The 12,295-nt window shown below is 63.2% G+C and carries 12 protein-coding genes; 7 read left to right on the forward strand and 5 right to left on the reverse strand.

What is annotated here, in order from left to right; genetic code table 11:
- Nucleotides 1-85: 85 nt before the first annotated feature.
- From UB48_RS02715 to rpmE, 3 genes are all read right to left on the reverse strand, one after another.
- On the reverse strand, nucleotides 86-1,354 hold the full coding sequence (locus UB48_RS02715; protein WP_045193954.1) for a malic enzyme-like NAD(P)-binding protein: 1,269 nt from the start codon (nucleotides 1,352-1,354) through the stop codon (nucleotides 86-88).
- Between the two features lie 178 nt (nucleotides 1,355-1,532).
- On the reverse strand, nucleotides 1,533-2,354 hold the full coding sequence (locus tag UB48_RS02720; RefSeq protein WP_045193955.1) for a thermonuclease family protein: 822 nt from the start codon (nucleotides 2,352-2,354) through the stop codon (nucleotides 1,533-1,535).
- Nucleotides 2,355-2,356: 2 nt separating this feature from the next.
- Nucleotides 2,357-2,572 carry a 50S ribosomal protein L31 gene (gene rpmE / locus UB48_RS02725; RefSeq protein ID WP_010222223.1) on the reverse strand — a complete coding sequence of 72 codons (216 nt, stop codon included), beginning with the start codon at nucleotides 2,570-2,572 and terminating at the stop codon, nucleotides 2,357-2,359.
- 172 nt (nucleotides 2,573-2,744) lie between these two features.
- Between rpmE and UB48_RS02730 the strand changes: the two genes are divergently transcribed.
- From UB48_RS02730 to UB48_RS02740, 3 genes are all read left to right on the forward strand, one after another.
- Nucleotides 2,745-4,964 carry a primosomal protein N' gene (locus tag UB48_RS02730; protein WP_045193956.1) on the forward strand — a complete coding sequence of 740 codons (2,220 nt, stop codon included), beginning with the start codon at nucleotides 2,745-2,747 and terminating at the stop codon, nucleotides 4,962-4,964.
- A gap of 218 nt (nucleotides 4,965-5,182) precedes the next feature.
- Nucleotides 5,183-6,919 carry an arginine--tRNA ligase gene (gene argS, locus UB48_RS02735; RefSeq protein WP_045193990.1) on the forward strand — a complete coding sequence of 579 codons (1,737 nt, stop codon included), beginning with the start codon at nucleotides 5,183-5,185 and terminating at the stop codon, nucleotides 6,917-6,919.
- Between the two features lies 1 nt (nucleotide 6,920).
- Nucleotides 6,921-7,610: an SPOR domain-containing protein gene (locus UB48_RS02740; protein ID WP_038997644.1), complete on the forward strand. Its 690-nt coding sequence runs from the start codon at nucleotides 6,921-6,923 to the stop codon at nucleotides 7,608-7,610.
- 48 nt (nucleotides 7,611-7,658) lie between these two features.
- Here the strand turns inward: UB48_RS02740 and UB48_RS02745 are convergent, their stop codons facing one another.
- Complete coding sequence (locus tag UB48_RS02745) at nucleotides 7,659-8,078, reverse strand: TM2 domain-containing protein (RefSeq protein WP_045193957.1); 420 nt, start codon at nucleotides 8,076-8,078, stop codon at nucleotides 7,659-7,661.
- Between the two features lie 246 nt (nucleotides 8,079-8,324).
- Between UB48_RS02745 and UB48_RS02750 the strand changes: the two genes are divergently transcribed.
- Nucleotides 8,325-8,960, forward strand: a complete 636-nt coding sequence (locus UB48_RS02750; protein WP_045193958.1) for a C40 family peptidase — start codon at nucleotides 8,325-8,327, stop codon at nucleotides 8,958-8,960.
- Here UB48_RS02750 and UB48_RS02755 read toward each other — a convergent pair.
- Entirely contained in the window at nucleotides 8,957-9,985 is a 1,029-nt protein-coding gene (locus UB48_RS02755) for a type IV pilus twitching motility protein PilT (protein ID WP_045193959.1), read from the reverse strand. The genes UB48_RS02750 and UB48_RS02755 overlap by 4 nt on opposite strands.
- 66 nt (nucleotides 9,986-10,051) lie before the next feature.
- Here UB48_RS02755 and UB48_RS02760 point away from each other — a divergent pair, with 66 nt between their 5' ends.
- From UB48_RS02760 to UB48_RS02770, 3 genes are read left to right on the forward strand one after another with little or no spacing between them, the layout of a single operon-like run.
- Nucleotides 10,052-10,738 (forward strand): YggS family pyridoxal phosphate-dependent enzyme, encoded by a 687-nt coding sequence (locus tag UB48_RS02760; protein WP_045193960.1) that lies wholly within the window; start codon nucleotides 10,052-10,054, stop codon nucleotides 10,736-10,738.
- Between the two features lie 38 nt (nucleotides 10,739-10,776).
- On the forward strand, nucleotides 10,777-11,595 hold the full coding sequence (gene proC / locus UB48_RS02765) for a pyrroline-5-carboxylate reductase (RefSeq protein WP_045193961.1): 819 nt from the start codon (nucleotides 10,777-10,779) through the stop codon (nucleotides 11,593-11,595).
- Nucleotides 11,596-11,605: 10 nt separating this feature from the next.
- Nucleotides 11,606-12,196 (forward strand): YggT family protein, encoded by a 591-nt coding sequence (locus tag UB48_RS02770; RefSeq protein ID WP_045193962.1) that lies wholly within the window; start codon nucleotides 11,606-11,608, stop codon nucleotides 12,194-12,196.
- Nucleotides 12,197-12,295: the final 99 nt, after the last annotated feature.

The raw sequence follows: 12,295 nt of genomic DNA on the forward strand, positions 1-12,295 counted from the left end.
AGCCAACACCCACCCACAGACGATCCGCCACAAAAAAGCCCCGACTCTCGCGAGCCGGGGCTTTTTGTTATGACGCTACAACAGCTTAGCCGTTGAACACGTCATCCACGCTTTTCAGCGGGTAGTTCTTCGGATACGGCAGGGTCGCCACACCGGTCTCGATCGCAGCCTTGGCCACGGCATCGGAAACCACGGTGATCAGGCGAGCGTCCATTGGCTTCGGAATGATGTACTCACGGCCGAATTCCAGGGCGTCGACGCCGTAGGCTGCGCAGACTTCCTTAGGCACTGGCAGCTTGGCCAGGTCTTTCAGGGCGTTGGCGGCGGCGATCTTCATTTCTTCGTTGATGCGCTTGGCACGAACGTCCAGGGCACCGCGGAAGATGAACGGGAAGCCCAGTACGTTGTTGACCTGGTTCGGGTAGTCGGAACGACCGGTAGCCATGATCACGTCGTTACGGGTGGCGTGGGCCAGCTCCGGGGAGATCTCTGGATCAGGGTTGGAGCAGGCGAACACGATCGGGTTCGGCGCCATCGACTTCAGGCCTTCAGGGCTCAGCAGGTTCGGGCCGGACAGGCCGACGAACACGTCAGCGCCTTGCAGGGCGTCAGCCAGGGTGCGCTTGTCGGTAGCGTGGGCGAACACCGCCTTGTACTGGTTCAGGTCGTCACGGCCAGCGTGGATCACGCCAGTACGGTCAACCATGAAGATGTTCTCGATCTGTGCGCCCATGCTCACCAGCAGTTTCATGCAGGAGATGGCGGCGGCACCGGCGCCCAGGCAGACGATCTTGGCGTCGGCCAGGGTTTTGCCAGCGATTTCCAGGGCGTTGATCATGCCGGCGGCGGTAACGATCGCGGTGCCGTGCTGGTCATCGTGGAATACCGGGATGTCGCACTGTTCGATCAGCGCGCGCTCGATTTCAAAGCACTCTGGCGCCTTGATGTCTTCCAGGTTGATGCCACCGAAGGTGATCGAGATGCGCTTGACGGTGTCGATGAAGGCTTGCGGGCTCTCGGAGTCGACTTCGATGTCGAACACGTCGATACCGGCGAAACGCTTGAACAGAACGCCCTTGCCTTCCATGACCGGCTTGGAGGCCAGTGGGCCGAGGTTACCCAGGCCGAGGATGGCGGTGCCGTCGGAAATGACTGCTACCAGATTGCCCTTGCCGGTGTACTTGTAGGCCAGCTCCGGATCGCGACCGATTTCGCGAACCGGCTCAGCCACGCCAGGGCTGTAGGCCAGCGCCAGGTCGCGAGCAGTCGCGGTAGGTTTGGTGAGCTCGACGCTCAGTTTCCCCGGACGAGGTTGAGCGTGATATTCGAGAGCGGCAGTTTTCAAATCTGACATGGTGGGCATTCCGCTATTTACTGTTCTGACGGACCGCCGAGGATACGCAAAGAGCAAAGGGCCGACAAGACTGCCCGGTCACTTGTGTCAAGGCCTTTAACCTACGACTTTCCGCCAAGAGCCACGGCCTGCAAGGGTTTCGATGTGTACAATCGAAATAAAAAATGTAGACAATTTTTTATCTTTCGACCCTTTCCAGCATCGACGGATCGGTCAGGGGCAGCAACCAGCGTTGCTGTCCCGGCTTCAGGCCACCTTTGCGGGAACGATCCAGCACCCAACCGCGGGCTTCGATCGATCGACCTTTCAGATCAGTAAAGAACGAAGAGGGGAAATTGCGCTGCAGGCGTGCCGGCACCTGAAGCACCAGAGAATCGTCGATTTCGATCCAGATACCCCCGCGATTGCGCTGGATATCCATCACCTTGCCACTTATCAGGGCAAAACCGGACTGACGCACGGCGCTTGCCGGGGTCAATGGCGATTGCCGCCACAGGCCTTTGCCGGCCTGACGAGCGGCGCGCTCGGCCTGACCCTGGCAGCCGGCCAACGCGACGTTGGGGGCCACCGCAACCCGGTAGCCAAGGCCTTCACTGAGCAGTTGTGCTTCGAAATTGTCGCCAGAGCGGCCGTAGACATGCGCCAGAGTACGGCCATATTTGTCCCGCGCCTCGACGCCAGGAACCAGCCCCACCTGCCCGCCGCTGGCCTTGACCAGGGCCTGCAAGCGCTGCCGTGCAGCCTCGGCGAAGGCTTCACTGCTGCGACCTTTGCGACCGATTTCCGGTGCATTGATACCAATCAGGCGAACACTGCGGCCATCATTCAGACGCAAGGTATCGCCATCGACCACCTGGCGCACGCTGACCACCTGCGCATCGACCGGTGCCGCGCAGAATGCCAGGGCCGGCAACTGCCAGATCGCGCCCATAAAAAAGGCGCCCACGAGGGACGCCTTTTTCAGCAGCAATGCCAAACCCATCGGGCCAGCGTCGCGCAATCTTACTTCTTGGCACCGAACATGCCGAAGCGATCGGCGAACTTCTGTACGCGGCCGCCGGTGTCCAGGACCTTCTGCTTACCGGTGTAGAACGGGTGGCAGAGGTTGCAAACGTCGATCGGCAGGGCCTTGGCCAGAGTCGAACGAGTTTCGAATTTGTTACCGCAGCTGCAGGTAACTTCTACAGCTTCGTATACCGGATGGATATCGGCTTTCATGGTGTTTCCTCAGTGCTGACGTGCCGCCACTCAACACCATTGTTGAATACCGCACGCAAAATAGGGTCGGAATAATACCAGAGCAAACAGCCAACGCAAGTTGTCGCTTAGACCGGCGGTCGTCTGCTAGGCTCGCCGGACCTTGGAATTCCCCCTGCAGAGAACCTTTCGCGTGTCCGACGTCATTCTACGCCTTGCCCTGCCCTCGCCCCTGCGGCGGCTGTTCGACTACAGGGCACCGGCAAGCATGGCGCGCCAGGCACTGACCCCGGGCATGCGTATCCGCGTGCCGTTTGGTCGACGCGAGATGATCGGTATCCTGATCGAGATCAGCGACACCAGCGAGGTGCCGGCCGACAAGCTCAAGCCCGCAATCGCCCTGCTCGATCCAGTGTCGCCGCTGCCGCCGGCACTGTTCAAGCTGTGCCTGTGGACTGCGCAGTATTATCAGCACAGCCTCGGCGATACCCTGAGCTGGGCCCTGCCGGTGCTGCTGCGCCAGGGCGAACCGGCGCAAGCGCGCCAGGAGCGCTTCTGGCAAGTGGCCCCAGGCGCGCGCCTGGACGACCCGCGCATCGCCCGCGCGCCGCGCCAGCGCGAAGCCCTGGCAACCCTGGCGCAGCACCCCCATGGCGTGGCCCATACCCTGCTGAGCAAGCTGATGCTGAGCAAGGACAGCCTCGACCTGCTGCTGGCCAAGGAGCTGGTGCAGGTCGAGGTGCGCCGCCACTTGCCCCAGGAGCGCCACGAACACTGGCTGGCGCAGCCGGAGCTGCCGCTCAACGACGAGCAGCGCACCGCCTTCAATGCGGTACGCTCAGGCTTCGACAGCTTTCATGCCTTCTTGTTGGCCGGGGTCACCGGCAGCGGCAAGACAGAGGTTTACCTGCAGCTGATCCGCGAAACCCTGGAGGCCGGCAAGCAGGCGCTGATTCTGATCCCGGAGATCAACCTGGGGCCGCAAACCCTGGCGCGCTTCGAGCAGCGTTTTAACGCGCGCATCGCCCTGCTGCACTCGGCGGTCAATGACCGCGAGCGCCTGGATGCCTGGCTGGCCGCCCGCGACGGCGAGGCCGACATCATCATCGGCACCCGCTCGGCATTGTTCACACCGATGAAAAACCCCGGCTTGATCATCATCGACGAAGAACACGACGGCTCGTATAAACAGCAGGAAGGCCTGCGCTACCACGCTCGCGACCTGGCGCTGGTGCGCGCGCGCCAGGAGAACATCCCGATCCTGCTGGGCTCGGCCACGCCGTCGCTGGAGAGCCTGCATAACGCCCACAGCGGCCGCTATGGCCTGCTGCGCCTCAACCAGCGCGCCGGCGGCGCCCAGCAGCCGCGCTTCCTGCGCCTGGATGTGAAGAGCCGGCCGTTGGACAGCGGCATCAGCGGGCCGATGCAGCAAGCCATCGGCCAGACCCTGGCGGCCGGCCAGCAGGTACTGGTGTTCCTCAACCGCCGCGGCTTTGCGCCGACGCTGCTGTGCCATGACTGCGGCTGGATGTCCGAATGCCCACGCTGCGATGCGCGCATGACCGTGCACCAGCGCTCCAACGAGCTGCGCTGCCATCACTGCGGCTACGATGAGCGCGTGCCGCGCCAGTGCCCGCAGTGCAACAAAGTCGACCTGCGCCCGGTGGGTGCCGGCACCGAGCGCGCCGAGGAGCGCCTGAGCATTCTTTTTCCGGATTACCCGGTGCTGCGGGTCGACCGCGACAGCACTTCGCGCAAGGATGCGATGAACCAGTTGTTCGCCACCATCCAGCGCGGCCAGCCGTGCATCCTGGTTGGCACCCAGATGCTCGCCAAGGGCCACCATTTTCCGCGGGTGACCCTGGTGTCGATCCTCGATGCCGACGGCGGCCTGTTCTCCGGCGATTTTCGCGCCAGCGAGCGCATGGCGCAGATGATCGTCCAGGTCGCCGGCCGCGCCGGGCGCGCCGAGGAGCCGGGCAAGGTGATCATCCAGACCCACCTGGCCGACCATCCTTTATTGGTGCAACTGACCGAGCAGGGGTACTTCGCCTTTGCCGAGCAGGCCCTGAGCGAGCGCCGCGCCGCCGGCCTGCCGCCTTTCGCGCACCTGGCGCTGTTGCGCGCCGAAGCGCATAAGCCGGGGCAGGCCGAGGGGTTTCTCGATGAAGCCTGCAGCGCCGCCGAGCAGTTGCTGGCCGAACAGAACCTGCACGGCATCGAACTGCTGGGCCCGGTACCGGCGCCGATGGAACGCCGTGCCGGGCGGTTTCGTGCGCAATTGTTGCTCCAGGCCAATGCCAGGGCACCTTTGCATCGACTGATCAGCGCCTGGTTGCTAGTGTTGGAACAGATGCCGTCCGGGCGCCAGGTGCGTTGGTCGCTGGATGTCGATCCGGTGGATTTGTACTGACAGCATTGGCCCCATCGCTGGCAAGCCAGCTCCCACAGGGTCAGCGGTGACCGCACAATTTGAAAGCGCCAGAAACTCCTGTGGGAGCTGGCTTGCCAGCGATGAGGGCCGAACAGAACGCCCCAAAGGTTGGCAACCTCGCCCCGGCAACGGATAATGTCCAGTTTTTCCACCTGCGCATCGAAGCGCCGCCGCGCTTGCGGTCGAAAGAGAAGCCCATGAAAGACACCATTCGCCAGCTGATCCAGCAAGCCCTCACCCAACTCGTCACCGACGGTGTGCTGCCTGAAGGGCTGACGCCGGCGATCCAGGTGGAGAACGCCCGGGACAAGACCCACGGCGACTTCGCCAGCAACATCGCGATGATGCTGGCCAAGCCTGCCGGCATGAAACCGCGCGACCTGGCCGAGAAGATCATCGCCGCCCTGCCTGCCGACGAGCAGGTGAGCAAGGTCGAGATCGCCGGCCCAGGCTTTCTCAACTTCTTCCAGAACACCCAGGCCCTGGCCTCGCGCCTGGATGCGGCCCTGGCCGACGCCAAGCTTGGCGTGAAGAAAGCCGGCCCGCAGCAGAAGGTGGTGGTCGACCTGTCGGCCCCTAACCTGGCCAAGGAGATGCACGTCGGCCACCTGCGTTCGACCATCATCGGTGATGCCGTATCCCGCGTGCTGGAGTTCCTCGGCGATGACGTAATCCGCCAGAACCACGTCGGCGACTGGGGCACCCAGTTCGGCATGCTGATGGCCTACCTGCAGGAAAACCCGATCACCAGCGACGAGCTGTCGGACCTGGAGAACTTCTACCGTGCGGCGAAAAAACGCTTCGACGAGTCCGAAGAGTTCGCCGACCGCGCCCGTGGCCTGGTGGTCAAGCTGCAAGCCGGCGACCCGGAATGCCTGAAACTGTGGACCCGCTTCAAGGACATCTCGCTGTCGCACTGCCAGAAGACCTACGAACTGCTCAACGTCAAACTGACCATGGCCGACGTCATGGGCGAAAGCGCCTACAACGACGACCTGGCCAATGTCGTCAGCGACCTCAAGGCCAAGGGTCTGCTGGTCGAGAGCAAGGGCGCCCAGTGCGTATTCCTTGAAGAATTCAAAACCGCCGAAGGCGAGCCACTGCCGGTGATCGTGCAAAAAGCCGACGGCGGCTACCTGTACGCCACCACCGACCTCGCTGCCGTGCGCTACCGCAGCAACGTGCTCAAGGCCGACCGCGCCCTGTACTTCGTCGACCAGCGTCAGGCCCTGCACTTCAACCAGGTGTTCGAAGTGGCTCGCCGCGCCGGTTTCGTCGGCCACCCGATGCAAATGGAGCACATGGGCTTCGGCACCATGAACGGCGCCGACGGCCGTCCGTTCAAGACCCGCGACGGCGGCACGGTGAAGCTGATCGACCTGCTCACCGAAGCCAAGGAACGTGCCTACGCCCTGGTCAAGGAGAAGAACCCGGAGCTGGCCGAGGCCGACCTGCGCGCCATCGGCGAAGTGGTCGGCATTGGCGCGGTGAAATACGCCGACCTGTCCAAGCACCGCACCAGCGACTACAGCTTCAACTTCGAACTGATGCTCAACTTCGAAGGCAACACCGCGCCTTACCTGCTGTACGCCTACACCCGCGTCGCCGGTGTGTTTCGCAAGCTGGGCAAGAGCTTTGAAGAAGTCGACGGCCAGATCATCCTGCAAGCACCGCAGGAGCAGGACCTGGCTGCACGCCTGGCGCAGTTCGGCGAGATCCTCAACAACGTCGCCGAGAAGGGCACGCCGCACGTGCTGTGCGCTTACCTCTACGACGTTGCCGGCCTGTTCTCGAGCTTCTACGAGAACTGCCCGATCCTCGCCGCCGACACCCCTGAACAGCAGCAGAGCCGCCTGCGTCTGGCCGCCCTGACCGGTCGTACCCTCAAGCAAGGTCTGCAACTGCTCGGCCTGGAAACCCTGGAGCGCATGTAAGTTGGCTGCCAAGAAAAAACCCGCACCCAAGCGCGGCGCGAGTCGCTATCAGGCACCTGCCAAGCAGCCGATCCCGGGCTGGCTGTGGCTGGCAATCGGCTTGTCGGTGGGCGCCTTTGTCGTGTTCCTGATGAAGCTTGAGCCTGGCAACGGCGAGGTCAAGCGCACCAAGCCCGAGCAGCAGAAGGCCGAGAAGGTCGCCGAAGCCAACAAGACCGCACCAAGCCCGCAGCAGCCGGTGAAGCCCAAGTACGACTTCTATACCTTGCTGCCGGAATCGGAAGTGATCGTGCCGCCTGAAGCGGTGCCGGAGAAAACCCCGCCGGTGCCGGCGCAACCTCCGGTCACCCCGGCGGAAGCGGCGAAGATCGACACCGCTCGTGCCCAGGCCGCGTTGATGGGCCAAACGCCACCACCCGCACCACCGGTGATCAAGCCGGCGGCGACCACCCAGTTCTTCCTGCAGGCCGGCTCGTTCCGCAAGCAGGCCGACGCCGACAAGGTCCGCGCGCAGATCATCCTGCTCGGCCAGGCGGTCAAGGTGGAGTCCGGCACGGTGAAGGAAGAAACCTGGTACCGCGTGCTGGTTGGCCCGTTCAGCAACCGTGAGCAGCTGACCGTGGCGCAAAAGCAACTGGCTGGCAGCGGCTTCAGCAACCTGCTGTTGCAGCAGCGCCAGACCCGCCAGTAACCCCGCCGCAAAAGCCTTGTCGCATTCGCTGCGACAAGGCTTCAGGCCTTAACGCCGCTGGGCGTTGGCCAGTGACACCTGGGTATTGAGCGTCCAGAAGTCATACAGCACCCCCACCAGGAATAACCCGCCGGTGCACAGGTAGATCAGGCCGGTGATCCACTTGCCCTGGTACATGCGGTGCACGCCAAACACCCCGAGGAAGGTCAGCAGGATCCACGCCAGGCTGTAGTCCAGTGGACCCGGCTGAAAGCGCAGGTCGGCTTCGCGGTCCATCGCCGGAATCAGAAACAGGTCGATCAACCAGCCGATGCCGAGCAGGCCCAGGGTGAAGAACCAGATCGTGCCGGTGACCGGCTTGCCATAGTAGAAGCGGTGCGAACCGGTGAAGCCGAAAATCCACAGCAGATAACCGATCACCTTGCTGTGGGTGTCGTGTAGCTGACCGCCCTGTTGATAACTGTTCATTCATAGCCCCTGTGGGTTATCGATAAATTTTCTAAAGAAAAATGTGACTTTTCTGTGGCAAGCCGACGTGTGGTCATTTGCCACCCTACCCGCCGCAAACCCCTATCCTGTCTGGCCCGCGCCTTTCGAATGCAGGCCAATCGCCGCTTCTGCCGGTTTTTGCCGCCCCCTGGAATCGACCAACGGATCAGAATTTGATCAAAAAGCTGTTATAAAGTTGCGCGCTAACCAACCAGAGCCCTGCCTATGCGTCCTTTTTTCAAGACATGGCTGACCATCTGCCTATTATTGCCACTGGCTGCCCACGCCACCAATCGTGAGCAACGGTTACCCAACGGTTTCTCCGGGTACACCTCCAATTCCACTGCTGCGCGTCCACACAAGAACGTCAGCAGCAACAAAGTCCAGCACAGCCCCAAGCGCAGCGCTCGCCCGGGCAAGCCGCTGCCGGTTGCCGCGGCCATGTCGCCGCAGCAGAGCAGCGATGTGCTCAGCCGCGCGGTCAACGTGCTCGGCACCCCGTATCGCTGGGGCGGCAGCAGCCCGAGCAAGGGCTTTGACTGCAGCGGCCTGGTCAAGTACGCCTTCAACGACATCGATGAAGTCGACCTGCCCCGCACCTCCAACGCCATGGCCAGCGGCCACGGCATAAAAGTCGATCGTAACGACCTCAAGCCCGGCGACCTGATCTTCTTCAATATCAAGAGCCGCCGGGTCAACCACGTCGCCATCTACCTGGGCAACGACCGCTTCATCCACGCGCCGCGCACTGGCAAACGGGTAAGCATCGACACCCTGAACAAGCCGTACTGGAACAGCCGTTACGTGGTTGCCAAACGTGTCTTGCCAAAAAGCCAGCAACTGGCCCTGGCCAAACGCTAGAAACGCCCCGGCGCCCGCTCTCGGGCGCTTTCAGGGCTGACCAGCCCTTGACGCACCAGGCCCTGCAGACACGCGTCGAGGGTCTGCATCCCCTGTGCCCCGCCTGTCTGTATCGCCGAATAAATCTGCGCCACCTTGCCCTCGCGCACCAGGTTGCGCACCGCAGGCGTTGCCAGGAGTATCTCGTGGGCTACCAGCCGGCCGCCGCCAACCTTCTCCACCAGAACCTGCGAGACCACTGCCTGCAGCGACTCGGCGAGCATGGCGCGTACCAGTTGCTTCTCTTCGGCGGCGAACACATCCACCAGGCGGTCAATGGTTTTCGCCGCCGAGCCGGTATGCACCGTGGCCAATACCAGGTGCCCGGTTTCCGCTGCAGTCAGGGCCAGGCGAATGCTCTGCGGATCGCGCAGTTCACCGAGCATGATCACATCCGGATCCTGGCGTAATGCTGCGCGCAAGGCCTGGGCAAAACCCCGGGTGTGCCGGCCGATCTCGCGCTGGGTGATGCGGCTGCGCTGCGAGCTGTGGATAAATTCGATGGGGTCCTCGAGGGTGACGATGTGCAGCGCCCGCTCACGGTTCAGGTGATCGACCAGAGCCGCCAGGGTGGTCGATTTGCCCGACCCTGTGGGCCCGGTAACCAGCACCAGCCCGCCCGACAGCTCGGCAATTTGCCGAAACACATCCCCCAGGTCGAGTTCTGCCAGGCTGCTGACCTGCGCCGGAATCACCCGCAGCACTGCAGCGGCGCCATGCAGTTGCTGGAAAGCATTGACCCGAAAGCGCGCCAATGCTGGCACGGCAAAGGCAAAGTCGATATCCAGATGTGTTTCAAAATCCTTTTGCTGCGCCGCGGACATCACCTGTCCGAGCATTTCGTCCATGTCTTGCGGCGTCAGCGCCGGCAACTCCAGCGGCCGCAAACACCCCCCAAAACGCAGCGCCGGCACCTCGCCCGCCGCCAGGTGCAGGTCACTGGCACCGGCTTGCACAGCCAGCGCCAGCAGTTCAGTCACATCCATGAGACTCCCCAAAGGCCGCCAAGCAGGTAGAATGCCGCAGACCCAAAGAGCCGCTGGCATCGATCAATGTCCACCATAGCAGACAACCTTTCCGCGCTCGCCGCACGCATCCGTGCCGCCGCGCTGGCCGCCGGGCGCGAGCCTGCGGCCGTGCAGCTGCTGGCCGTGAGCAAGACCAAACCCGCCGCTGCCGTGCGCGAAGCCTTCGCCGCCGGGGTGCGCGATGTCGGTGAGAACTACCTGCAGGAAGCCCTGAACAAACAGGGCGAATTGACCGACCTGCCCTTGACCTGGCACTTCATCGGCCCCATTCAGTCGAACAAGACTCGTGCGATTGCCGAGCACTTTGACTGGGTACATTCCGTGGACCGTCTGAAAATCGCCCAACGCCTGTCCGAGCAACGCCCTGACAACCGTGCAGCGCTGAACATCTGCCTGCAGGTCAACGTCAGTGGCGAAGCCAGCAAGTCCGGTTGCACGCCCGAAGAGCTGCCAGCCCTGGCCAGCGCCATCGCCGCGCTGCCACGCCTGCGCCTGCGCGGGTTGATGGCGATTCCCGAGCCGACCGACGACGAGGCCGCCCAACAAGCGGCCTTCGCCCGGGTTCGCGAGTTGCAGGCGAGCCTTCAGTTACCCCTCGACACCCTGTCCATGGGCATGAGTCATGACCTGGAAGCTGCGATTGCCCAGGGCGCGACCTGGGTGCGCATCGGCACCGCGCTGTTCGGTGCCCGCGACTACGGCCAGCCCTGACCCATGCTTTTTCCCTCTTTCCCTATCAAGGACCTGACATGAGCAAGACTCGTATTGCCTTTATCGGCGCCGGCAACATGGCTGCCAGCCTGATCGGCGGCCTGCGCGCCCAGGGCCTGGAAGCTTCGCAGATCCGCGCCAGCGATCCGGGCGCCGAGCAGCGGGCGAAAATCCATGCCGAGCACGGCATCGAGATGTTCGCCGACAACGCCCAGGCCATCGAAGGCGCCGATGTGGTGGTATTGGCGGTCAAGCCACAGGCGATGAAAGCCGTGTGCGAAGCGCTCAAGCCCAAGCTCAAGCCCGAGCAACTGGTCGTCTCGATCGCCGCCGGGATCACCTGCGCGAGCATGAACAGCTGGCTCGGCGCCCAGCCGATCGTGCGCTGCATGCCCAACACCCCGGCGCTGCTGCGCCAGGGCGTCAGCGGCCTGTTCGCCACCGCCGAGGTTTCGCCGGCCCAGCGCCAGCAGGCTGAGCAACTGCTGTCGGCCGTGGGCATCGCCCTGTGGCTGGACAACGAACAACAGCTGGATGCGGTGACTGCGGTGTCCGGCAGTGGCCCGGCGTATTTTTTCCTGCTGATCGAGGCCATGACCGCCGCCGGCGAGAAACTCGGCCTGCCACGGGAAACCGCCGCCAAGCTGACCCTGCAAACCGCCCTGGGCGCTGCGCACATGGCGGTCAGCAGCGATGTTGACGCCGCCGAACTGCGCCGTCGGGTCACCTCACCGGCCGGCACCACGGAAGCGGCGATCAAGTCGTTCCAGGCCAATGGATTCGAAGCGCTGGTGGAACAGGCGCTGGGTGCCGCTGCGCACCGCTCGGCCGAAATGGCTGAACAACTGGGCAACTAAGGAGCCGAAGATGATCGGATTGAACACCGCTGCAATCTATGTGCTGCAGACCCTCGGCAGCCTGTACCTGCTGATCGTGGTGCTGCGCTTTGTCCTGCAACTGGTCCGCGCGGACTTCTACAACCCGCTCAGCCAGTTCGCCGTACGCGCCACCCAACCGCTGCTCAAACCAATGCGCCGGGTGATTCCGAGCCTGTTCGGCCTGGACATGTCGTCGCTGCTGCTGGCGATCATCATCCAGCTGCTGGTGATGGGCCTGACCCTGCTGCTGGCCTACGGCACCACCGGCAACCCGCTGCAATTGCTGGTCTGGTCGATCATTGGCGTGACCGCGCTGTTTCTGAAGATTTTCTTCTTCGCCCTGATCATCAGCGTGATCCTTTCGTGGGTCGCGCCGGGCAGCCACAACCCGGGCGCCGAGCTGATCAACCAGATCTGCGACCCGTTCCTGGCACCGTTCCGCCGTATCCTGCCGAACCTCGGCGGCCTGGATATCTCGCCGATCCTGGCGTTCATGGCGCTGAAGCTGATCGACATGCTGGTGATCAACAACCTGGCGGCGATGAGCGGAATGCCGGAGATTCTGCGCCTGCTGGTCTGATCTCTCGCGGGGCAAGCCCGCTCCCACAGCACTTCTGTAGGAGCGGGCTAGACCCGCGATGCTTTCCTTGCCGCACTTCGCAGTGGTCTTTAGACTTAC

The organism is Pseudomonas sp. 2(2015) (genome assembly GCF_000955865.1).
In the GTDB taxonomy this organism is placed as follows: domain Bacteria; phylum Pseudomonadota; class Gammaproteobacteria; order Pseudomonadales; family Pseudomonadaceae; genus Aquipseudomonas.

Coding starts and splice junctions, on each gene's coding strand:
- UB48_RS02750 (WP_045193958.1), top strand. CDS start 8,325: ATGCGTCCTTTTTTCAAGACATGGCTGACCATCTGCCTATTATTGCCA.
- UB48_RS02760 (WP_045193960.1), top strand. CDS start 10,052: ATGTCCACCATAGCAGACAACCTTTCCGCGCTCGCCGCACGCATCCGT.
- UB48_RS02770 (WP_045193962.1), top strand. CDS start 11,606: ATGATCGGATTGAACACCGCTGCAATCTATGTGCTGCAGACCCTCGGC.
- UB48_RS02755 (WP_045193959.1), bottom strand. CDS start 9,985: ATGGATGTGACTGAACTGCTGGCGCTGGCTGTGCAAGCCGGTGCCAGT.
- UB48_RS02745 (WP_045193957.1), bottom strand. CDS start 8,078: ATGAACAGTTATCAACAGGGCGGTCAGCTACACGACACCCACAGCAAG.
- UB48_RS02715 (WP_045193954.1), bottom strand. CDS start 1,354: ATGTCAGATTTGAAAACTGCCGCTCTCGAATATCACGCTCAACCTCGT.
- rpmE (WP_010222223.1), bottom strand. CDS start 2,572: ATGAAAGCCGATATCCATCCGGTATACGAAGCTGTAGAAGTTACCTGC.
- argS (WP_045193990.1), top strand. CDS start 5,183: ATGAAAGACACCATTCGCCAGCTGATCCAGCAAGCCCTCACCCAACTC.
- proC (WP_045193961.1), top strand. CDS start 10,777: ATGAGCAAGACTCGTATTGCCTTTATCGGCGCCGGCAACATGGCTGCC.